Origin of the sequence: Xanthomonas sp. SS (genome assembly GCF_014236835.1) — a bacterium.
Lineage (GTDB): Bacteria > Pseudomonadota > Gammaproteobacteria > Xanthomonadales > Xanthomonadaceae > Xanthomonas_A.
In genome coordinates, this window is sequence record NZ_CP051190.1 from 2,985,527 (window position 1) to 3,008,308 (window position 22,782).

Consider the following 22,782-nt stretch of genomic DNA (forward strand, 5'->3'; position numbering starts at 1 on the left):
CGCTTCCGCCGCTTGCTTACCAACGCCACGTCACTACTAGCCCCCAGGTGATCGACGAAATGTCACCCGAAACCGAAAACCGGTCGATGCACGATACGTTCCTGCTGTTTGGCGCCACCGGCGATCTGGCCCAGCGCTACCTGTTCCCGTCATTGCTGCGCATGCTCGACGACGGCTTCCTGCCGGAAGACTTCCGCATCCGCGCGCTGGCGCTGTCGCCGCACGACACCGCCAAGTTCCACGAGATCCTCAAACCGCGGCTGCAGGCGGCCATGCCGCAGGTCAGCGAGGCGGTGATCCAGTCGCTGCTGGATCGCACCGACTACCGCTCGGTGGACCTGCGCAACGCCGAGTCGGTGGCCGATGCGGTGCGCGAGCTGGCCTCGCGCAAGTGCGTCAGCTACCTGGCGATCCCTCCGGGGCTGTACATCAGCACCTGCCAGGGCCTGGCCCTGGGTGGCGCGCTGGCCGCGCCGAACCGGCTGATGCTGGAGAAGCCGATCGGCCACGACTCGGCCAGCGCGCGGGAGATCCTGCAGGCGATCGGCGCGCTGATCGACGAAGACCGCGTGTTCCGCCTGGACCACTACCTGGGCAAGGCGGCGGTGCAGAACCTGATCGCGCTGCGCTTCGGTAACACGCTGCTCGAGGCGGTGTGGAACCGCAACTACATCGAATCGGTGGAGATCCTGGTCGCCGAGAGCGAGGGCGTGGACGGCCGCGACGCCTACTACGCGCGTTCCGGCGCGCTGCGCGACATGGTGCAGAGCCACATCCTGCAGCTGCTGTGCCTGGTGGCGATGGAGCCGCCGGCCTCGCTGGAAGCGGACCGCATCCGCGACGAGAAGGTCAAGGTGCTGCGCGCGCTGCGTCCGCTGCAGGCCGCGCATGCCGCGCGCGACAGCGTGCGCGGGCGCTACACCGCCGGCACCATCAACGGCCAGCAGGCGCAGGCCTACCAGCCGCCGGAAGGAAGCGACGTGGAGACCTTCGTCGGCGTCACCGCCTACATCGACAACTGGCGCTGGGCCGGGGTGCCGTTCCGGCTGTGCACCGGCAAGCGCCTGGCCGAACGCACCACGCGCATCGTGGTCACGCTCAAGCCGGTCACCCATTGGCTGTTCGAGCGCCCCGACGCGCAGCACGTGGCACCGAACCGGCTGACCTTCCAGCTGCAGCCGCAGGAAAACATCGAACTGGGGCTGATGAGCAGCCTGGCCGGCCCGGAATGGGGCGCGCTGGAACTGCAGCCGCTGGAACTGGAACTGTCGGTACCGACCGGCCTGCACCGCCGCATCGCCTACGAGCGGCTAATGCTGGACGCGCTCAATGGCAACCATGCGCTGTTCGTGCGCGACGACGAAGTGCGCGCGGCCTGGGCCTGGATCGACAGCGTCAGCGACGCCTGGGCGCAGGCGCAACTGCCGCTGCTGCCCTACCCGGCCGGCAGCTGGGGTCCGCAGGAAGCCGAGCGCTATGTCTCCGCCGACGACGCCAGCGCCGTACAGCGGGACACCCCATGAGCGCGCCGCTGCGGCCGGTGCTGGTCGCCGACATCGGCGGCACCAATGCGCGCTTCGCGCTGGCCGACCTCGGCGCTTCCACGCCGCTGCTCGACGACAGCACCCAGACCTACGCGGTGGTGGAATTCCCGTCGCTGGGCGACGCGGCGCGCCACTACCTGCAGCAGACCGGGGTGGACGCACGCAGCGGCGTGTTCGCCGTGGCCGGCCGCGTCGACGGCGACGAGGCGCGGATCACCAACCATCCGTGGGTGATCTCGCGTTCGCGCACCCGCGCCATGCTCGGCTTCGACGAACTGCACCTGATCAACGACTTCGCCGCGCAGGCGATGGCGATCAGCCTGCTGCAGCCGCAGGACGTGGTCCAGGTCGGCGGCGCGGCGTGGCAGCCGGCGCCGATCGCGCAGCCGCGCAACTACGCGGTGATCGGCCCCGGCACCGGCCTGGGCGTGGGCGGCCTGCTGATCCGCGGCGGCCGCTGCTATCCGCTGGAGACCGAGGGCGGCCACGTCAGCTTCCCGCCTGGCACACCCGAGGAAATCCGCATTCTCGAGCTGCTGTCGCAGCAGTTCGGGCGCGTGTCCAACGAACGCCTGATCTGCGGTCCCGGCCTGGTCAACATCCATCGCGCGCTCAGCGAGATCGCCGGCGACAACCCCGGCCCGCTGCAGCCGGCGGACATCACCGCGCGCGCCGCGCAGGGCGACTACCGCGCGATGCGCACCATCGACGTGTTCTGCGCGGTGTTCGGCGCCATCGCCGGCGACCTGGTGCTGATGCACGGCGCCTGGGACGGCGTGTTCCTGACCGGCGGGCTGGTGCCGAAGATGCTCGACGCGCTGCAGCACTCCGGCTTCCGCCAGCGCTTCGAGCACAAGGGCCGCTTTTCGTCGATCATGGCGCGGGTGCCGTCGCTGGCGGTGACCCACCCCCGTCCCGGTCTGCTCGGCGCCGCCGCCTATGCGGTGGATGCCGAACGCGAATCCCCAGGAGTCGTTGCATGAGCCCCACGTTGTCCGATCGCATCACCCTGATCCGTTACGACGATGCCGACGAATGGATCGACGCGGCGGCGGCCGAGATCGGCGACGCGCTGCGCCAGGACATCGACCTGCGCGGCGGCGCACGGCTGCTGCTGTCCGGCGGCACCACGCCGGCGCCGGTGTACCAGGCGCTGGCCGAGCTGCCGCTGGACTGGAGCAAGCTGGAAGTGGGCCTGGTCGACGAGCGCTGGCTGTCGCCGCAGGACAGCGACAGCAACGCGTACCTGGTGCGGCAGAGCTTCCTGGAGCGTGCCGAAGGCGCGCGTTTCGAGCCGCTGGTGCGGGTCGGCAAGCCGCTGCAGGATTGCGTGCATGCCGCCAACCTGCATGCGCAGCACGCGCCGGCCGCATGCATGGCGGTGCTGGGCATGGGCGGCGACGGCCACACCGCGTCGCTGTTCCCCGGCGCCACCGACCTGAACAAGGCGCTGGCCAATCCGCTGCCCTACGCCGCGCTCGACGCCACCGGCTGCCCCGGCGCCAATACCTGGCCGCTGCGCATCACCCTGACCCCGGCCGGGCTGGCGCCGATCGGCCAGCGCATGCTGCTGCTGCGCGGCAAGCAGAAGCTCGACGTGCTCGAGCGCGCGCTGGCCGGCAACGATCCGCACGAATTCCCGATCCGCGTCGCCTTCGACACGCCCGGTGCGCGCTTGCGCGTGCATTGGTGTGAGTGAGGCCGGGATTGGGGATTCGGGATTGGGGATTCGGAACAGCAAAGCGCTGCCGTATTCCCGCTCTTTCGAGTCCCGAGTCCCCGGTCCCGAGTCACGACCACAACACCCCCACACTTCATAGCCACTTCAGCCAATGAGCCTGCATCCGAAAATCCACGCGATCACCGAACGCATCCGCGCGCGCAGCGTGCCGTCGCGTCGCGCCTACCTGGCCGGCATCGACGCCGCATTGCGCGACGGCCCGTTCCGCAGCCGCCTGAGCTGCGGCAACCTGGCGCACGGCTTCGCCGCCTGCGGCCCGACCGACAAGAGCCGGCTGGAAGGCGGGATCACCCCGAACCTGGGCATCGTCACCGCCTACAACGACATGCTGTCGGCGCACCAGCCGTTCGAGCACTACCCCGAGATGATCCGCAGCACCGCGCGCGCGCTCGGCGCTACCGCGCAGGTCGCCGGCGGCGTGCCTGCGATGTGCGACGGCGTGACCCAGGGCCGCCCGGGCATGGAGCTGTCGCTGTTCTCGCGCGACGTGATCGCCCAGGCCACCGCGATCGGCCTCAGCCACGACATGTTCGACACCACCCTGTACCTGGGCGTGTGCGACAAGATCGTGCCCGGCCTGCTGATCGGCGCGCTGGCGTTCGGCCACCTGCCGGCGGTGTTCGTGCCGGCGGGGCCGATGACCCCGGGCATTCCCAACAAGCAGAAGGCCGAGGTGCGCGAGCGCTACGCCGCCGGCCAGGCCACCCGCGAGGAACTACTGGCCGCCGAATCGGCCTCCTACCACGCGCCCGGCACCTGCACTTTTTACGGCACCGCCAATTCCAACCAGGTGTTGCTGGAAGCGATGGGCGTGCAGTTGCCCGGCGCCTCGTTCGTCAATCCGGGCACGCCGCTGCGCGACGCGCTGACCCAGCAGGCCACCGAACGCGCGCTGCGCATCACCGCGCTGGGCAGCGATTTCCGTCCGCTCGGCCGGCTGATCGACGAACGCGCGATCGTCAACGCCGCGGTCGCGCTGATGTCCACCGGCGGCTCCACCAACCACACCATCCACTGGCTGGCGGTGGCGCGCGCGGCCGGCATCGTGCTGACCTGGGACGACCTGGACGAACTGTCGCAGATCGTGCCGCTGCTGACCCGGGTGTATCCCAACGGCGAAGCCGACGTGAACCATTTCGCCGCGGCCGGCGGCGTGGGGTTCGTGTTCCGCGAACTGATGGACGCCGGACTGATGCACGACGACCTGGCCACCATCGTGCCCGGCGGCATGCGCGCCTACGGCGACGAGCCGTGCGTGCAGAACGGCGCGCTGGCCTACGTGCCGAGCCCGGCCAAGAGCGCCGACGAAACCGTGGTGCGCCCGGCCTCCAATCCGTTCGAGGCGCAGGGCGGATTGCGCCTGCTGCGCGGCAATATCGGCCGGTCGCTGATCAAGCTGTCGGCGGTGAAGCCTGAGTTCCGCACCATCGAGGCGCCGGCCGTGGTCATCGACGCGCCGCAGGCCTTGAACAAGCTGCACGCTGCCGGCGTGCTGCCGCACGACTTCGTGGTGGTGCTGCGTTACCAGGGACCACGCGCCAACGGCATGCCGGAACTGCATTCGCTGGCGCCGCTGTTGGGCCTGCTGCAGAACCAGGGCCGGCGCGTGGCGCTGGTCACCGACGGGCGCCTGTCCGGCGCCTCGGGCAAGTTCCCGGCGGCGATCCACGTGACCCCGGAAGCGGCGCGCGGCGGCCCGATCGCGCGCGTGCGCGAAGGCGACATCGTGCGCCTGGACGGCGAAGCCGGCACCCTGGAAGTGCTGGTGGATGCCGCCGAATGGGCGGCACGTGCGCTGGCGCCGAACACCGCGCCGGCCGCGCACGACCTCGGCCGCAACCTGTTCGCGATCAATCGCCGCGTGGTCGGCCCCGCCGACCAGGGCGCGATGTCGATCTCCTGCGGCCCGCCCGCGGCCGACGGCGACGACTGGAACTACGACGCCGAGTACGACCTGGGCCGCAGCAGCGAGGCCGCCGACGCGCCGCACGAGGCGAAGGACGCGTAAACCTGCGGCGCCACGCCCCCCCCCCCCGCGTCGGCCGCCTGCGGCCGATGCACTCCCGCCATCATCGCGACTACGAGATTGCCATGACGATTGCCGAACACCAGAACACCGCCGAACAGCTCCTGCGCGCCGCCGGCATCCTGCCGGTGGTGACCGTGCACAGCCTGGACGAGGCGCGCCGCGTCTCCGCCGCGCTGCTCGAAGGCGGCCTGCCCGCGATCGAGCTGACCCTGCGCACGCCGGTGGCGATGGACGCGCTGGCGATGCTCAAGCGCGAGCTGCCGGACATCAAGATCGGCGCCGGCACCGTGCTCACCGAAACCCAACTGCAGCAGGCGATCGACGCAGGTGCCGATTTCATCGTCACCCCGGGCACGCCGCCGGCACTGGCCGACGCGCTGGCGCGGGCGCCGCTGCCGGTGGTGCCGGGCGCGGCAACCCCGACCGAACTGCTGTCGCTGATGGCGCGCGGCTTCCGCGTGTGCAAGCTGTTCCCGGCCACCGCGGTCGGCGGCCTGGCGATGCTCAAGGGCCTGGCCGGCCCGCTGGCGGACCTGAAGCTGTGTCCCACCGGCGGCATCGGCGAAAGCACCGCCGCCGAGTACCTGGCGCAACCGAACGTGGTCTGCATCGGCGGCTCGTGGATGGTGCCGAAGGACTGGCTGGCCAACGGCGAGTGGGACAAGGTGCGCGAGAGCGCGGCGAAGGCGGCGGCGATTGTGCGCGGGATTAGAGATTAGGGATTAGGGATTCGCTAAAGCCCGACTCCCCACGATCGGAAAAAAAAAAAGCGCCGGCATGCCGGCGCTTTTTTGCTTTTGCTTTTGCTGTTACGAATCCCGAATCCCCAATCCCGAATCCCCGCCTCAACGCACCTCAATCTGCACATCCGCCGGCAACGAACGAATCCGCAGCTCGCCGTTTTCCCACTGCGCCGCTTCGCCGTTGACCAGGGTGCCCCCGGGTTCGCCCGGATACGGCCACGGCAACACCAGGCCGCCGCTGGGCACGCGCAGGCCGCCGCCGATGCCCAGGGTCAGGCGGTTCTTCTGCCGCCGCAGCTGGTAGCTCAGTTCGCCCTGCGGGGTGCGCAGGTCCTGGATGGCGATGCCCTTGCCGTCGAACCACGCCGCCGGCACGCCGGCCGCCAGCACCAGGCTGTCGTCGATGTCGCGCGCATAGGCGAACATGTCCAGCGTCGAGCGCACGAAGTCCGACGCCACCCAGGCGTGCGGCAGGTCGCCGACGAAGAACGGCTTGCGCGGCGTGCGCGAGACCACTTCGGCCCACTGGTTCCACGGCTGCGGCGCGCGGTCCTTGAAGAAGAACTGGGTCGCGTCCCAGGCGCGCTCGCGCCAGCCCAGGCGCACGAACGCGGCGACGTTACGCCATTCGTACGGGGTGTAGTCCTTCCACTCGCGCTTGCCGTCGCGGCGGCTGGCGAATTCGCCCCAATAGCGCTCGAAGGTGTTGCCCAGCAGCTGCGGCGGCAGCCGGCCCTGCTCCCCGCCCGGCGCCAGCGCGATGGTCGTGGAGGTGGGATCGAAATCGCCCAACTCGGCCGAACCGGGCAGGAAATCGATGTGGTGCTGCTGCGTGGCGGTCTGCAGCGAGGCGTACAGGTCCTGGCGGAACTCGTCGCGCGCGGCGGCGAAGCGCGCCGCATCGTCGACGCGCCCCAGCTCGGCGGCGATCTCCACCGCGTCCTTGTAGCCGCGCAGCGCCCAGAAATTGTCCCAGTACGAATGCATCGGCTTGGCCGAATAGCCTTCGTGGCTGATCGACACCGGCATCATCCCGTAGAACGCCGGATTGCGCGCCCGGTTCTCCTCGGTGCGCTCGCTCTGCCGCAGCTGTTCCATGTACTCGTACGCGGCCAGCACATGCGGCCACATCTTTTCCAGGAATGCGCGGTCGCCGCTGTAGCGGTAGTAGTCGGCGACGCCGAAGATCAGCTCGCCATGACTGTCGTTCTCCGGCACCGGATCGCTGCCGCGGTCGTCCACGCAGCACGGCACCATGCCGTTGGCGAACTGGTACGGCGCGTACCACTCCAGGTATTCGCGCGCCACGTCGGCGCGGCCCAGGCGCAGCAGGCCTTCGGAAATCATCGCGCCGTCGCGGATCCAGCTGCGCGAATACGAGCGCGTGCCCGGCTGCAGGCGCGGCCCGATCCGCGAGATCAGCATGTGCGCCAGCGCGGTGCGCAAGGTGTCGGCCAGCGGCTTGCCCTCGGCCGGGACGTTCACCTGCACCCGGTCCAGCTTCTCGCGCCACTGCTCGGCCACCTGCTGTTGCGCACGCGCCGCGTCGAACCCGGACGGCAGCGCCTGTGCGCCGGTCTGCGGGATCAGCAAGGCCACTTCGCGCACTTCGCCCGGGGCCAGGCGCCCGCGGTACAGCAGCGCGCCCGAGGCCAGGCCGTCGGCATCGGACGCCTGCTGCGGCAGCGCGGCGCTGTCGGCAGCCAGGCGCTCGATGTCGATGCCGGCGTCGAACGCGGTGGCATAGGCCGCGTCGGGCTTCTGCACCGCGAACACGCGCGGCTCGCCGTTGACCTGCACCTGGGCGCCGTCGAAGGCCAGCAGATGGATCGGACTGACCCCGCCGACGGTGTTGAGGAACTGGCTGGGCGGATTCACCTGGAATGGCCGCACCGCCAGCGCCAGGGTGTAGTCGTGCGGCTTCTTGCTCGGGTTGCTGAGCCGGTAGCGCGCCACCAGCTGCGCCTGCTCCGGCGTGCCCTGCACGAAGGCGGTGATGCGCAGGCCGGCGTTGTCGTGGCTCCAGTCCACGCTGGGGATCGGCAGGTAGTCGTCCTGCAGGCTCTGCGCGGTCTTCACGTCGGCCCAGCTCAGGCGCTTGCCGTCCAGCAGCAGGAACGGCTCGATGCTGAAGCCGCCCTTGCCCACTTCGATCGCGCCGTCCTCGCCGACCAGGCCCTGCTCGCGGCCGCCGTCCAGGCCGACGATGGTCCAGTACGGCTGCTCGCCGCTGAAGCCGCGCGGGAACCAGCCGCGGGTGGAATCGGCCGCCACCGACTTGACGAAATCGTTCGGGGTGGCGGCGAAGGCCAGCGGCTGCAGCGCGATGTCGGCGATGCCGTAGCGGAAGCTGGGGCCGTCCTCCAGGTCGATGCGCACGTAGCGCGCCTCGGTTTCTGGCATCGGCAACCAGTCGGTGCCGCCGTTGCCGGCGGTGACGTTGCGCAGCTCGCGCCAGCTGCGGCCGTCGGCCGAGCCCTGCAGCTTGTAGCGCGAGGCATACACGCCCGGCGCCCACTGCACCTTGGCGCCGCCGAACTCGCGCACCTTGCCCAGGTCGAGCATGATCGTCTGGGTCTTGGCGTTGCCGCTGTACCACACCGTGTCGGCCTTGCCGTCGGCGATGCGCTGCTCCAGCGCCGGCGCGGTGTCGGCGCTGACCTTCACCGTCAGCGGCGAGGTGTCCTGCGGCGGCAGCGGGGTCAGGGTCAGCTGGTCGAAGCACACCGTGCCCTTGCCGCCGACCTGGTTGTAGATGGTGAACTCGACCTGTGCGCTGCGCTTGAGTTCCTTGTCCGGGCTCGGCCCCCAGGCCTTGTCGATCTGCCGCTTCTTGAAGCTGACCGTGCTCCACTGCTTGGGAAAGTCGTAGCGCGGCCGGTTGACCCACCACACGTTGTCGCCGCTGGCATCGACCAGCTTGAACTGCAGGTCGTTGCTCGGCGAATCGCCGCGCAGCTGGAATGCGAGCTGGTAGTTGTCCGGATAATCGATCGGGATCGCACGGCGGATCCCGGCGTAGCCGGAGACGCCGTTGAAGTCGTAGTCCAGGCAGATCGCCTTGGCGCGGCCGCCGCTGGCGGCCTGCACCAGCCGGGTCGAGGCGGTGACCTGGTTGGAGACGACGATCTGCCAGTTGTCGAGATTGTTGAAGCCGTCCAGCGGGACCGGTGCGGTCGGCGCCGCGGCGAAGGCCTGCGCCGCCGCCAGGCCCAGGATGGCCATCGTCCACCGTCTGCTCGTCATCGCCGCTGCCGTCATGAACCTCGTTCCCGTTGTGTCGTTGGCTTTTTTGCAGGAGGGGCTTCAGCCCCGACGCGTTACCGGTAGGGCGTCGGGGCTGAAGCCCCTCCTACAGCTACATCCTCAGCATGGCCGGCAGTTCAGCGCCGAGCGACGCAAGCGCGTTCCCACACTCGTGCATTTCCCATGCCGTCCATGGCGCAGCATACCGGCTCCGGACAAACCGGCCCGGCCATCCATGGCCGGCCGTTCGGCGCAACGCGCGCCAGTGGCGCGCAAGCGTTGCGCCTCACCCCTTCACGCTACCCAGCAGCAATCCCTGGATGTAGTAGCGCTGCAGCGCCAGGAACAGCGCCAGCACCGGGATCACCGTCACCACCGCGCCGGCCATCATCATTTCCACGTCCATGATGTGCTCGCGTGACAGCGCCGCCAGCGCCACCGGCAAGGTGTAGTGCTCCTGGTCGGTCAGCACGATCAGCGGCCACATGAAGTCGTTCCACGCGGCCATGAAGGTGAAGATGGTCAACGTCACCAGCACCGGCTTGAGCATCGGCAGCACGATCTGGAAGAAGATGCGCAGCTCGCCGGCGCCGTCGATGCGCGCCGCCTCCAGCAGTTCGTCCGGGATCGAGCGCGCGTACTGGCGCACCAGGAAGATGCCGAACACCGTCGCCAGCGCCGGCACCACCACCCCGCCGAAGTTGTTGACCAGGTGCAGCTGCTTCATCAGCAGGAACAGCGGCAGCATCGCCACCTGCGCCGGGATCACCAGCGCCGCCAGCAGGATCTGGAAGATCCGCTCCTTGCCGACGAAGCGCAGCTTGGCGAAGGCGTAGCCGGCCATGGTGTTGATCAGCAGCGAGCCGAAGGTGATCGCGCACGACACCAGCAGGCTGTTGGCGAAGTTGCGCGCCATGCCGGTCCGCGAAAACAGCTCGCCGTAGTTGGCCAGGGTCGGGCCGGTGGGCAGCATCGGTGGCGGGAAGCGGCTCGCCTGCCCCGCCGGCATGAACGACACCGACACCATCCACAGCAGCGGCGCCAGGCTGACCAGCGCCAGCACCAGCAGCCCGCCATTGACCAGCAGCGTGTTCCAGCGCGACGCGCCGATTTCGCGGCTCATACCAGGTCCTTCTTGCGGCCGAAGCGCAGCATCACGGAGGTCACTCCCAGGATGATCAGGAACAGCAGGAACGCCACCGCCGACGCGCGGCCGAGGTTCCACCACTTGAAGCCTTCCTCGAACATGAAGTACAGCACGCTGACCGTGCTTTGCAGCGGGTCGCCGCGGGTCATCACGTAGGGTTCGGCGAACAGCTGGAAATAGCCGGACACGGTGATCACCCCGACCACCAGCAACACCGGCCCCAGCATCGGCAGGGTGATGTGCAGGAACTGCCGCCACTTGGACGCGCCGTCGATGCGCGCGGCCTCGTACAGGTCCTGCGGGATGCCCTGCAGGCCGGCGAGGAAGATCACCATGTTGTAGCCGAAGTTCTTCCACACCGCGAACAGCATGATCGTCGGCATCGCCCAGTGCGGGTCGCCGAGCCAGTCGATCGGGCCGATGCCCAGATGGCTCAGGCCGTAGTTGACCAGGCCGTAGCTGGTATGGAACAGGTAGCGCCAGATCACCGCCACCGCCACCAGCGTGGTCACCACCGGCGCGAACAACGCGGTGCGGAACAGCGGCTTGAACCGCGCCACCGGCGCGTTGAGCAGCAGCGCCGCGCCCAGCGAGGCGCCGATCGACAGCGGCACGCCGACGATGACGAAGTAGGTAGTGTTCCACAGCGACTTCCAGAACATCTGCGTCTGCAGCAACTCGATGTAGTTGCCGAAGCCGACGAAGCGCAGGTGGTTGCTGTCGGCCAGCGAGTACAGGTCGAAGTCGGTGACGCTCAGCGCCAGCGCCGACAGCACCGGCAGGCCGAAGAACACGCCGATCACGATCAGCGCCGGCCCGGCGAACAGCCAGCCAGCCAGGGAACCGCGCTTCATGGCGCCGCTCCCGCAGCCGGCGCGGCCGCTGCCTGCGGATGCTGCTGCTGGTAGATCCAGCGCCGCTTCTCGAGGATTTCGTCCACGCGCTTGTCCAGGTCCTGCACCGCCTTCTCCTGGCTTTCGCCGCCGCGCACCACGCGCTCGGTGACCAGCCGCATTTCCTGCACGATGCGCTCCCACTCCAGCACCTTCGGCGCCGGCTTGACCCGCTCCAGCTGGTCGCGGAACGCGTGCGCCAACGGATCGTTGGCCAGCGACGGATACTCCCAGGTGCTGCGCCGCGGCGGCATGTCGCCGATCAGCGCGTGGAAACGCGCCTGGATCTGCGGCCGCGACAGGAACTCGATCAGCTTCCACGCCGCGTCCTTCTGCTGCGACTTGCGGAAGATCACCAGGCTGGTGCCGCCGGCGATGCCGGCGCCCGGGCCGCTCGGACCCGGCAGCGGCATCGTGCCCCACTGCCCTTTCAGCGCCGCCGGCTCCAGCTTGCGGAACTCGCGGATATTCCACGGCCCGGAGATGTAGAAGGCGTAGAAGCCGTTGAAGAATTCGTCCCACACGTTGGAGATCTGGGTCTCGGACATCTTCGGCGCCCAGCCCTGTTCGAACATGTTGGCGTAGAAGCCCAGCGCCTTGCGGAAACCGGGGCTGCGGAAGTTGCCGTAGTTGTTGTGGTCGCGCAGCAGCGGATCGTCCAGCTGCAGGCCCAGCGACAGCTGCTGCTCGAATTCGTTGATCGGCATCAGGATCGCGTAGCGCTTCGGCCCCACGTGCTTCTTCACCGCGGCCATGGCCTGCTCCCACTCGGCCCAGGTCTGCGGCAGCTTGTCCACGCCCGCGTCCCTCAGCATGTCCTTGCGATAGAACAGCAGGCGCGTGTCCACGTACCACGGCACCCCGTACAGCTGCCCGTCGATGACGCTGGTGTCCCAGATGCCGGCGAAGTAGTCCTTCGGATCGACCACCTTGGATTTATCCACGTAGGGCTGCAGCGGCTGCAGCGTATCCAGCGCGGCGAACTCTGGGATCCAGGTGTTGCCGAGCTGGCACACGTCCGGCAACCCGTCGGCGGCGAACGCGGTCAGCAGCTTCTCGTGCGCGGCGGTCCACGGGATGTTCTGGATGTCCACGTGGATGCCGGGATTCTCCTTCTCGAACTCGGGGATCAGCTCGGCCACCACCTCGGCCTCGCGGCCCATCGCCCAGAACCGCACCACCTCGCCCTGCGGCGCGCGCGCGCAACCACAGACGGCCAGCACCAGCAGGCCCAGCGACAACCACCGGCGAATCGGCAATGCGCTCATTGCGAATTCTGCGGTTGGCGTTGCGCGGGATTGGGCTGCGCCTCGGCGGACGCGGCACGCGACTCGGCGATACCCAGCGCGCGGGCCGTGGCGGCCTGCTCGTCCTTCTTCGGCAGCGGCTGGGTCTCGCCCTCCGGGGTCAGCCAGCCGCCGCTGAAGCCGGCGCGTTCCAGGCCGGTACGCAAGTACTTGTTCTTCTTCATCACGTTCCAGACGAATTCGTTGCGGTAGTTGGCGATCATGGTGACGATCGCGCCCTGGTCGATGCCGATGTAGTCGCCGGCGACCCAGCCGCGGTTGGGCAGCATGCGCCCGGTCTTGAGCGGGATATCGTAGTTGAAGCTGGGATTGAACGAATCCAGGAAGCCGTAGCTGGAATAGATGTAGTCGCCGAAGCGCTTGTGCATTTCCTGGGTGGCCGGGATCACCACTTCCGGCGCGAACACGATCGAGGACACCGCCGCGGTCGGCGCGATGGTGCCGTCGTCGAAGGCTTCGAACAAGCCGGCGCCGCGGGTGCGGTAGTGGAAGAACTGGCGCTGTTCGCCGCGGTAGTCCTGGGTGGTGTTCTGCGGGCCGTCGCTGGCGGTCAGGCCCCACACGTTCTCGCCGTACTCCTTCCACTTCATCGGGTTGTCGATGGCGTACTCGCGCTGCGCGAGCGTGGCGCGGCGGCTGTTGAGGAAGTAGTCGATGCCGTGCTCGCGCATGTATTGGTCCTGGATGTCGCGGAAATCGATCCAGACGTGGTTGTACTGGTGCGCGAACAGCGGCCCGAACGCCAGGTATTCCTGGCCGTAGTACACGCCCCAGTCCTTGTTGTAGGTGCGGGTCCACTCCAGCCAGGCATCCGGTTCCACCGGATGGGTCGGCGAGCCCAGCGCCAGCAGGTAGACCATCATGCCTTCGTTGTAGCCCATCCAGTCGTGCTGGATGAAGCCGCGCTCGGGATACCAGCCCATCGTGATCAGCGGGGTGCGCTGCTGCATCCACTTCCAGTCCACGCGGCGATACAGCGTGTCGGCGATCTGGCGGATCTCCTTCTCGTCGGCGCTGTCGCCTTCGTAGTAGGACTGCGCGAACAGCACGCCCATCATCAGCAGCGCGGTGTCCACGCTCGACAGTTCCACCCACTGGTCGTAGCGCAGGCCTTTCTGCATGTCCAGGAAGTGGTAGTAGAAGCCCTTGTAGCCGGCGCGGCCGGTGCGCTGCGGGCCGACCGGCACATCGCGCAGGAAGCGCAGCGTGGTCAGCGTGCGCTGCACCGCCTGCTCGCGGCTGATCCAGCCGTTCTCGTAGCCGATCGGATAGACGGTGAGCGCAAACCCGATCGAGGCGATGCTGGCGAACGGGCGCGACGGGTAGCGGTCGACCGCCAGGCCGTTCTGCTCGTTGGTGGTGTCCCAGAAGAACTGGAAGGTGCGCCGTTCGATGTCGTCGAACAGCGGCGGCAATTCGGGCTTGACCAGCTTCGGGGGCAGTTCCGCTTCGATCAGGATCACTTTTACCGGCTTCTTTTCCGCTACGGAGGGCTCCTCGGTTTTCTTGCAGGATGCCAGCAGCGCGACCGCCGCCAGCAGCAGGACCAATGGTGAGCGTGCGACGCTGCCCAGTTTCATGCCTTCGACACCCCTGTGAAATCGTTTACATGCATGTGCGAAATTATCCTACTTCCCGCCTCGCCGCGACCACCCTAAACGTTCCGGGGTGGCCGCGGCAAAGCCTTTACCAATCCAGGCCCAGCGACAGCTTGGCGGTGCGGGTCGCGTACTGGTCGTAGCCGGTATAGGTGCCGCTGTCCCAATCGACGCTGTAGGAGTCGTAGTTCTTCCAGTTGAAGACGTTCAGCACATCCAGGCGCATCTTCAACTTGACGTTGGAACCGGTGTCCCACACCTTCTGCGCCGCCAGGTCCAGCTGCTTGATGCCCAGCGTGGTGTCGGGATGGAACTGGCGGATACGGCACTGTCCGTCCGACGGGCAATAGGTGGTGTAGTAGTACTCCGGCGTGGACAGGGTCAGCTTGCCGGAGAACGTGGTGTCCCAGGGACCGTCGGCGACGCCGCTGACCACCAGGCGGTGCCGCGCGACGCCGCCGGAGGTGAACCAGCCGTAGCCGGCGAGCGTCGGGTAATCCAGCGCATAGTGCTCGCCGAACTGGCGGTTCTCCTTGGCGTTGCTGTAGGTGTAGGCGAAGTTCACGCTCCACGGCGATTCGGACGTGTACGGCTTCTCCAGGCTCAGCAGCAGCGAGTTGTTGCGCGTCTCCAGGCCGTTCATGCCCAGGATCAGCGAACCGTAGCCCGGCACGCCGTTGCTCCACGGCGAACCGGAAATGGTGCCTTGCTCGAAGAAGCTGCCGTCGGGCAGGCGATTGCCGAGCAGGAACACCAACCCATCCTTGGACACGATGCGCTGCAGGGTCACCGAACTGTTCCAGTCGTAGCCCAGCATCTGGAACGTGTCGCGGATGCCGAGGCTGAACTGGTCCGAATACGGCACCTTCAGATTGTTGGCCAGCAGATCGACCTCGCGGCCGGCCGCCGAGTTGTTCGCCACCAGCCCGTCGAGCGTGGACTGCTGCAGCAGCGCGTCGTCCCACTCCAGGCAATTGTTGACGCCGACCGTGCACGGATGCGCGGCGGTGTTGACCGAATAGCCGTAGCTGCCGTAGGTGGCCTTGGTCTGCTCCAGCGCCAGGTAGTCGAACAGGTTGCGGTCGTAGGAGCGCCCGGCGCCGCCGAACAGCACGTGCTTCTGGTCGCCGGTCAGGTCGTAGGAGAAGCCCAGGCGTGGCTGCCAGGCATCCTTGAACGCATGCCGGTTGCTGCCGTCGCTGATGTAGTTGGAAATGTCGATCCCGCCCAGCGCCAGCGTCTGCGCGTAGCTCTGGCCAGTCGGCGCGTTCGGGTCCTGGCTGTAGATGGCCGCCACCACGTCCGGATCGGTCACGTAGTTCAGGTAGCTCGGGGTCTTCTCGTAGTCCCAGCGCAGGCCCAGGTTCAGGGTCAGCCGGTCGTTGACCTCCCAGTCGTCCTGGAAATAGAGGCCGAACTGCTTGTTCTTGGAGGTCAGCGCGCCCTGGCTGGTACCGGTGAGGCCTGAGGCGAAGCTGACGTAGTACGGCACCGTGGTGCTGTCGTTGATGTCGTAGTAGTACTGCGGGTTGTACGGCTGCTGCTCGAGCGTGGTCAGCTCGACCTGCTTGTACTTCACGCCCATCTTGAGGGTGTGGCCTTCCCAGCCGGAGAAGGTCAGGTCGTCCTGGAACGAGTGGCCGGTCTGGCCCTTGTGCTGGTAGCCGCCCGAGCCGGCGCCGGTGGCCAGGATCACGTTGCCGGTGTTGCCCGCGCCGTCGGTCAGCACATAGCCGTCGCCGAAGTTCTTCGGCTCCAGCGACCAGAACGCCTTCTCGTAGGTGAGGTGCGCATCGTTGAGCCAGTCGCCCATGGTCAGCTGCCAGCGCAGGTCCACCCGGGTTTCGTCCACCTGGTTGTCGGTGGCATAGGACTCGGTATTCTGCGCGCCGATGTTGCCCAGGCCGGTTTCCTCGCGGCGCTTGGCGGTCAATTCGAGCAGGTTGTTGTCGTCGATCGCCCAGTCGATCTTGCCGAAGTACAGGTCCTCGTGGAACGGCACGGTGCTGTTGCGCACCGCCGACTGCACCGACGCGGGCAGTTCGGCCACGGTATAGCCCTGGCCTGGATACACGTCCTGCGGGGCGGAGTAGTCCTTGCCCTCGTAGGTCACGAAGAAATGCGCCACGTCCTTCACGATCGGGCCGCCGAACGAGAAGCCGTACTGCTCGTCCTTGGAGCGGTCCTTGCTGCCCTGCTCCTTCTCCGACTCGCGCGCCGCGCGCCAATCGGAATTGCTGTAGTCCCAGAAGAAGCTGCCGTGGAAATCGTTGCCGCCGGACTTGGTCACCGCCGACACCGCCGCGCTGCTGAGCTGGTCGTACTCGGCCTTGTAGTTGGAGGTGATGACCTTGTATTCGCCGATCGCCAGCTGCGGGAACGGATTGCCGCGGCTGGAGTCCTGCCCGGTGATGCCGCCGGCCAACACGTAGTTCTTCTGGCCGACGCCGTCGATGAACACGTTGATGTTGTTCGCGCTCTGCGCGCCGGACTGCAGCTTGGTCGAGCCGTCGCTGGGGCTGGTCTCGAACACCATGCCGGGCACGGTGTCGGCGAAGGCCAGGAAGTTGCGCGAGCTCTGCGGCAAGGCCTCGATCTGGCGCGTGGTGACGTAGGTGGCCACCTCGGAGGTCTTGGTTTCCACCGCCAGCGGCGCGGTGACCTGCACCGTGTCCAGGGTGGTGGCGCCGCCGCCAGCGGCAGTGCCGGCGCCACCGGCGGCGAGATTCAGCGTCGCCGCCTGGCCGACCTGCACGGTGATGGTCTGGCTGCTGGTGCTGTCGCCCGCCTGCACGTCAACGCGGTAGGTGCCCGGCGGCAAGCCAGCGACCGAATAACTGCCGGACGCGGTGGTCTGGACGCTGCGGCTGAAGCCGGTCGCCAGGTTGGTCGCGGTCACTTTCGCGCTGCCGGCAGCGGCCGAATCGGCCGTCACCTGGCCGCGAATGGTGGCGGCGGTACTCTGCGCGAGCACCGGCGCGGCGGCAAGCAGCAAACAGCCGGCCAGTGCGCAGGCAAGTACGCTGCGTTGCGGCCGGCACGTCGATTGAATGGAATGTTTCATGAAACCCTCCCGGGGTTCTTCATGTTCTGGTTGCAGAAAGAGCGAAGTGGCCGAATGCGAGAAAGAAAGAAAAATCCAACAAGTGACGCATCAGCAGCAGCGACACGGGCAGCGACGACGTTGCGCGGCCCATGTTTTTCCAACGTTTCCACCGGCACTGCCCACGACGCACGGCAAGGTCGCATCGGATCGCCGAGCGCTGATTCGCGCTGCGTCGGCACCGCATGTACGACAACGCGCTGTTTCGACCTCGTGCGCGTCCCGGCAATCGCGTGCATCCACACCAAGAACATGTCCCTGCAACCGCCGCGGCCCCGAACGGCGTCGGGAGCCGCGGCGGCTGGAATCACCAGTTCAGGCCGAACGACAGCTTGAACGTACGCATCGGCGACGCCAACACGCCGTTCGCGGAGCCGTACGACGTGTTGAGGTCGTCGTAGGTCCCGGTATCGGTGTTGTAGTCGGCGTAGTTGGTCCAGTTGAACAGGTTGATGACGTCGGCGCGCACGTTGAACTTGATGCCCGCGCCGGTATCCCATTCCTTGTTCGCCGCCAGGCTGAATTCCTTGTAGCCCAGCGTGGAATCCGGCTTGTACTGGATGATATAGCACTGGTCGTTGCCGGCCAGGCAGTTGGTGCCGTAGCGCGGCGTCTGGCTGGCCAGCGACAGCTTGCCGGACAGGGTGATGGCGTACGGCAACTCGTAGATGCCGGTCACCACCAGGCGGTTCTTCGGGATGCCGCCGGCCTCGCGCCAGCCATAGCCGGCCATCGACGCCTGGTCCAGCGCGTAGTGCTCGCCGTACTGGCGGTTTTCCTTGGCGTCGGAGAAGGTGTAGGCCACGGTCAGGCCCCAGCCCGACTCCTTGTCGTACGGCTTGTCCAGCTTCAGCGCCAGCTGGTTATTGCGCGTTTCCAGGCCGTTGGTGCCCAGCACGATCGCGCTGTAGCCGTTGGGCGAATCGGTCGGCACGCCGGAGGTGGTGCCGGGCAGGAAGAACGAACCGTCGGCACGGCGGTTGCCGCGCAGGAACACGAAGCCGTCCTTGCTCACGATCCGGCTCAGGGTCACGTCGGTGTACCAGTCGTTGCCCCACAGATGCACCATGTTGCGCATGCCGATGCTGAACTGGTCGGAGTACGGCACCTTGATGTTGTTGTCGATCAGGTAGATCTCGCGGCCGCCGCCGCCGGTGTTGCCCGACGCCAACCCGTCCAGGCCGGCCTGGGTGGCGTAGCTCTCGTTCCAGGGCACGCACGGGTCGCCCAGGCACGGGGTCGCAACGCCATTGTTGTTGACGCTGTTGAAGTAGTAGCTGTACGACTTGAAGCTGTTGTTGAGCTGCTCCAGCGCCAGGTAGTCGAAGATGTTGCGGTCGTAGGCACGGCCGGCACCGCCGTAGATCACGTGCGCCTGGTCGCCGAACAGGTCGTAGGAGAAGCCCAGCCGCGGCTGCCAGGCATCCTTGAACGCCTTGCGGTTATGGCCGTTGCTGATGTAGTTGGAGATGTCGTAGTTGGCGTTGTCCAGGTTGCTCCAGCTCTGCAGCGCGCTGGCGACGTCGCCCGGGGTGACGAAGTCGAGGAACGAGGGGGTCTTCTCGTAGTCGTAGCGCACGCCGAGGTTGAGCGTCAGGTGCTCGTTGACTTCCCAGTCGTCCTGCAGATAGATGCCGTACTGCTTGTTCTTGGACACCACCGAACCGCCACTGGTATCGCCCCAGCGCACCCGGTACGGCGTGTCGGTATCGGTCAGGATGTTGTAGTAGTACTGCGGATTGGCCGGATTGATCTGGGTCGAATCCAGCTCGATGTCCTTGTACTTGAAGCCCATCTTGACCGTGTGGCTGCCGTGCCAGTCCATGCTGTTCAAGGTCAGGTCGTCCTGCAGGGTCCAGCCTTCCTGCCCTTTGTTCTGGTAGCTGCTGCCGGCGCCGGCGGTGAGGATGGTGGTCTCGTTGCCGGCCTGCGGCACGTACGACAGCACGTAGCCGCTGCCGTTGGTCAGCGGATCCTGGGTCCAGTACGCGCTCTCGTAGCTCAGGTTCAGATCGTTGAGGAACGCGGCGCCGGTGTACTGCCAGCGCAGGTTGGCGCGCTTCTCTTCCTGGCCGTTGGTGCTGCCGTGCTGGTAGGTGGTGGTCTCGCCGATGTCGGACAGCTCGTCTTCCTTGCGGTACTTGCCGCTCAGTTCGAACAGGCTGTTGTCGCCGAGGGTCCAGTCGATCTTGCCGAAATACAGGTCTTCCTTGAACGGAGTGCTGTAGGTGGTGACCAGCGGCTGCAGTTCGCCCGGCAGCTGATCGACGCGATCGGCATAGATGCCGCCCGGGATCACCGTATTGGGCGTGGTGTATTCCTTGGCCTCGTAGGCGACGAAGAAGTGCGCGCGATCCTTCAGGATCGGGCCGCTGAACGTCGCCCCGTACTGGGTCTCGGAGAAATCGTCGCGCTTGCCGGCCTCGCGTTCCAGCGGGCTCTCGGCGCGCCAGTCGTCGTTGGTGGTATCCCAGAAGAAGCTGCCGTGGAAATCGTTGCCGCCGGACTTGGTCGAGGCGACGATCGCCGCGCTGCTGACCTGGTCGAACTCGGCCTTGTAGTTGGAGGTGATGACCTTGTATTCGCCGATCGCCGACTGCGGGAACGGATTGCCGCGGCTGGAATCCTGGCCGCTGACGCCGCCGGTCAGCACGTAGTTCTTCTGGCTGATGCCGTCGATGTAGACGTTGGTGCCGTTGGCCGAGGTCGCGCCGGAGCGCACCGTGGTGTTGCCCTTGGCGTCGCGCTGGAACTGCACGCTCGGCACGCTGTCGGCCAGTTCCAGGAAGTTGCGCGTGGCCTGCGGCAGCTTCTCGATCTGCACGTTGGAGATGTAGGTGGCGTTCTCGGAGGTGCGGGTCTCCACCAGCACCGGCGGCGCGGTGACCTGCACTGCGTCGAGCGTGGTGGCGCCTTCGCCGCTGGCGGTGGCGGCCGGCGCGGCGCCGCCGAGGTTCAGCGTCGCGGTCTGGCCGACCTGCACGGTGACGTTCTGCGAGGTGGTCTGGCCATTGGCGGTCAGGTCGATGCGGTACGAGCCCGGCGGCAGGCCGCCGACCGCATAGCTGCCGTTGTTGACCTGCACGGTACGCGACAGACCGGTCGCCAGGTTGGTCGCGGTGACCTGCGCTTGCGCCGACGGCGCCGATTCCAACGCAACCTGCCCACGGATCGTGGCGGCGGTGCTCTGCGCGAACGACGGCGCAGCGCTCAGCAGCAGGCAACTTGCCAGGGCACAGGTGAGAAGCTTGCGCGCAGGCCTAGCCGCGGTCTGAGAACGATGATGCATGAAACCTCCAGGGTGGTTCTTGGTTGGTGTTGCGATTGCTTGAAGCAAGCGAAAAAGTGCAGCAAGTGAAGCGTTACGAACGACATGGCGACACGGGCGACGACGATGTGGCGTCACCTATTCCTTACTGACCTTGCGACTGGAATCGCGCACGACGAGCAGCGGCGTCAGCGTCTGCCGCAGCCCCTCGTCGTTGCCCGGTTGATCGATCAATTGCAGCAGACGCCGCATCGCCTGCTCGCCGAGGCCGGCGATACTCACCTGCATGGTGGTGAGAGACGGGTGAACGAAACGCGCCAGCGGGATGTCGTCGAAGCCGGCCAGCGCGATGTCGTCGGGCACGCGTACGCCGGCCTGGGCGAAGGCGTACAGGCAGCCGAGCGCGGTCATGTCGTTGGCGGCGAACACCGCGTCGGGCAGCGTGCCCGACTGCAGCATCGCCTGCCCGGCGCGATGGCCCGAGGCTTCGTCGAACTGCCCGGGAAACTCCTGGCCCTGCGCCGCGCCCGGATACGCGGCGATCGCGTCGCGGAACCCGCGCAGGCGTTCGCGCGCATCGAAGTTCAGTTCCGGGCCGCCGACGAAGGCGATGCGGCGATGGCCCATCGCCAGCAGGTGCTCGGTCATCGCCATCGCGCCGGCATGGTCGTCGATGCTCAGCACCGGATACTCGGCGCCCGGCAGATAGGTGTTGATCAGCACCGTCGGCAGCGCCTGCGGCAGGTTGTCGGTGAGAAAGCCGGGGCGCTCGGCGTACGGCGACAGCACCAGCAGGCCGTCCACGCGCCCGCGCATCGCACGCAGCGCGCGGCCCTGCTCTTCCGGATCGCCGTGGTAGCTGGACACCAGCAGATGCTGGCGGCGCGCGCGCGCCGCGCCGTCGATGCCGCGGATCAACTCGGAGAAGAACTCGCCGTACAGGTCCGGCAGCACTACGCCCAGGGTCTGGGTGCGACGGCTGCTGAGGCTGCGCGCGGCCGCATGCGGGCTGTAGCGCAGCCGCTCGGCCACTTCCAGCACCAGCGTGCGCACCGGCTCGGCGACGTTCTCGTGCCCGTTGAGCGCACGCGACACCGTGGCCACCGATACCCGGGCCTCGCGTGCGACATCTTTGATGGTGACCGCGCTCTTCGCCATCGTGCCGCCCTCCGCGGCCGAGACATTGAGAAACTGGCGCGGACTGTAATCGTTTTCAGGACTAGGCAGAAGCCTTTTGTTATTTTTCCAATAAAAACGTTTTAATTCAGCTACTTGATTCGTTGCGAAATCACCGGAATCATGACGCGACGCAGCATAATTACGGCATGTATCCCGCTTTCCTCGGCACCCGCGGCATTGGCGCGGCGCACCGGGCGGTCCGCCAAGAGCGGCCTGCGCGACGGATCAGGCGGCGTCGCGCGGCGCCTCGGCGCGGATCGACAGCGCGTGGATGTCGGTCTGCATCATCGTGCCGAGCGCGGCGTAGACCGCGCGGTGCCGGGCCAGCGGCGCCATGCCGGCGAAGGCCGGACTGACGATGCGGACATTGAAATGACCGCGCCCGTCGCGCGCGCCGGCATGGCCGGCATGGCGGTGGCTGTCGTCCTTGACCTCCAGCGCCTGCGGCGCGAACGCGGCCTGCAGTGCGGCGCGGATGCGCTCGACCCGGCCCGCGGCCGTCTCGCTCAGGGCGGGCGCGCTCACGGCAAGGTCTTCCGGAACGGCCGCACTTCGACCCGCGCGTAGACGCCCGCCGCCACGTACGGATCGGCGTCGGCCCAGGCCCGGGCCTGCGCCAGCGAGTCGAACGCCGCCACCACCAGGCTGCCGCTGAAGCCGGCCGGACCCGGGTCCTCGGCGTCGATCGCCGGGCACGGACCGGCCAGCAGCAAGCGTCCGGCGGCCTGCAAGGCCTCCAGCCGGGCCAGGTGCGCCGGCCGCGCCGCCGCCCGCCGCGGCAGCGCATCGGCGCCGTCGTATCCCTCGATCACGTACCACATACCGCCACCCGCCCTTCGTTTCGCATATGAACCCCGCACAATTCTAGCGCCACGGCGCTGGACACCGACCCGGCTGGCGCATTACCCTTGGTTCCATTGCACGCGGCCGGATGCAGCGGCCCGTCGGTGATCGGCTCCCCAGCCCCTTCCGACGACCGATTCG

Annotated in this window: 15 protein-coding genes; 5 read left to right on the top strand and 10 right to left on the bottom strand. The window is 67.5% G+C overall.

Annotated features, from left to right (window positions below):
- Positions 1-59: 59 nt before the first annotated feature.
- The 5 genes from zwf to HEP74_RS12445 all read left to right on the top strand — a co-directional run bounded on the left by zwf (position 60) and on the right by HEP74_RS12445 (position 6,033).
- Positions 60-1,523: a glucose-6-phosphate dehydrogenase gene (zwf, locus tag HEP74_RS12425; protein WP_255423492.1), complete on the top strand. Its 1,464-nt coding sequence runs from the start codon at positions 60-62 to the stop codon at positions 1,521-1,523.
- Positions 1,520-2,527 (top strand): glucokinase, encoded by a 1,008-nt coding sequence (glk, locus tag HEP74_RS12430; RefSeq protein WP_185813142.1) that lies wholly within the window; start codon positions 1,520-1,522, stop codon positions 2,525-2,527. The genes zwf and glk overlap by 4 nt, the downstream gene beginning before the upstream one ends.
- Positions 2,524-3,243: a 6-phosphogluconolactonase gene (gene pgl, locus HEP74_RS12435; protein WP_185813143.1), complete on the top strand. Its 720-nt coding sequence runs from the start codon at positions 2,524-2,526 to the stop codon at positions 3,241-3,243. The genes glk and pgl overlap by 4 nt, the downstream gene beginning before the upstream one ends.
- Positions 3,244-3,376: 133 nt before the next feature.
- Positions 3,377-5,293, top strand: a complete 1,917-nt coding sequence (edd, locus tag HEP74_RS12440) for a phosphogluconate dehydratase (RefSeq protein ID WP_185813144.1) — start codon at positions 3,377-3,379, stop codon at positions 5,291-5,293.
- Positions 5,294-5,376: 83 nt separating this feature from the next.
- Positions 5,377-6,033, top strand: a complete 657-nt coding sequence (locus HEP74_RS12445) for a bifunctional 4-hydroxy-2-oxoglutarate aldolase/2-dehydro-3-deoxy-phosphogluconate aldolase (protein ID WP_185813145.1) — start codon at positions 5,377-5,379, stop codon at positions 6,031-6,033.
- 126 nt (positions 6,034-6,159) lie between these two features.
- Here HEP74_RS12445 and HEP74_RS12450 read toward each other — a convergent pair whose 3' ends face one another.
- The 10 genes from HEP74_RS12450 to HEP74_RS12495 all read right to left on the bottom strand — a co-directional run bounded on the left by HEP74_RS12450 (position 6,160) and on the right by HEP74_RS12495 (position 22,619).
- Positions 6,160-9,282, bottom strand: coding sequence for a discoidin domain-containing protein (locus HEP74_RS12450; RefSeq protein WP_524540797.1), 3,123 nt, complete (start codon positions 9,280-9,282; stop codon positions 6,160-6,162).
- Positions 9,283-9,589: 307 nt separating this feature from the next.
- On the bottom strand, positions 9,590-10,426 hold the full coding sequence (locus HEP74_RS12455) for a carbohydrate ABC transporter permease (RefSeq protein WP_184411024.1): 837 nt from the start codon (positions 10,424-10,426) through the stop codon (positions 9,590-9,592).
- Positions 10,423-11,304, bottom strand: a complete 882-nt coding sequence (locus HEP74_RS12460) for a carbohydrate ABC transporter permease (RefSeq protein WP_185813146.1) — start codon at positions 11,302-11,304, stop codon at positions 10,423-10,425. Before HEP74_RS12460 ends, HEP74_RS12455 begins: the two co-directional genes overlap by 4 nt.
- Complete coding sequence (locus HEP74_RS12465; RefSeq protein WP_185813147.1) at positions 11,301-12,611, bottom strand: sugar ABC transporter substrate-binding protein; 1,311 nt, start codon at positions 12,609-12,611, stop codon at positions 11,301-11,303. Before HEP74_RS12465 ends, HEP74_RS12460 begins: the two co-directional genes overlap by 4 nt.
- Positions 12,608-14,230, bottom strand: coding sequence for a glucoamylase family protein (locus tag HEP74_RS12470; RefSeq protein ID WP_185813148.1), 1,623 nt, complete (start codon positions 14,228-14,230; stop codon positions 12,608-12,610). The genes HEP74_RS12465 and HEP74_RS12470 overlap by 4 nt, the downstream gene beginning before the upstream one ends.
- 106 nt (positions 14,231-14,336) lie before the next feature.
- Positions 14,337-17,312, bottom strand: coding sequence for a TonB-dependent receptor (locus HEP74_RS12475; RefSeq protein ID WP_185813149.1), 2,976 nt, complete (start codon positions 17,310-17,312; stop codon positions 14,337-14,339).
- Between the two features lie 346 nt (positions 17,313-17,658).
- Positions 17,659-20,640 carry a TonB-dependent receptor gene (locus HEP74_RS12480; RefSeq protein WP_185813150.1) on the bottom strand — a complete coding sequence of 994 codons (2,982 nt, stop codon included), beginning with the start codon at positions 20,638-20,640 and terminating at the stop codon, positions 17,659-17,661.
- A 117-nt stretch (positions 20,641-20,757) separates the two neighbouring features.
- Positions 20,758-21,777: a LacI family DNA-binding transcriptional regulator gene (locus tag HEP74_RS12485; RefSeq protein WP_185813151.1), complete on the bottom strand. Its 1,020-nt coding sequence runs from the start codon at positions 21,775-21,777 to the stop codon at positions 20,758-20,760.
- Between the two features lie 246 nt (positions 21,778-22,023).
- The gene (locus HEP74_RS12490; protein WP_524540737.1) at positions 22,024-22,323 is read right to left on the bottom strand and encodes a BolA family protein; all 300 of its coding nucleotides are present in this window, start codon (positions 22,321-22,323) and stop codon (positions 22,024-22,026) included.
- Positions 22,320-22,619, bottom strand: a complete 300-nt coding sequence (locus tag HEP74_RS12495; RefSeq protein WP_185813152.1) for a YciI family protein — start codon at positions 22,617-22,619, stop codon at positions 22,320-22,322. Before HEP74_RS12495 ends, HEP74_RS12490 begins: the two co-directional genes overlap by 4 nt.
- Between the last annotated feature and the right edge of the window lie 163 nt (positions 22,620-22,782).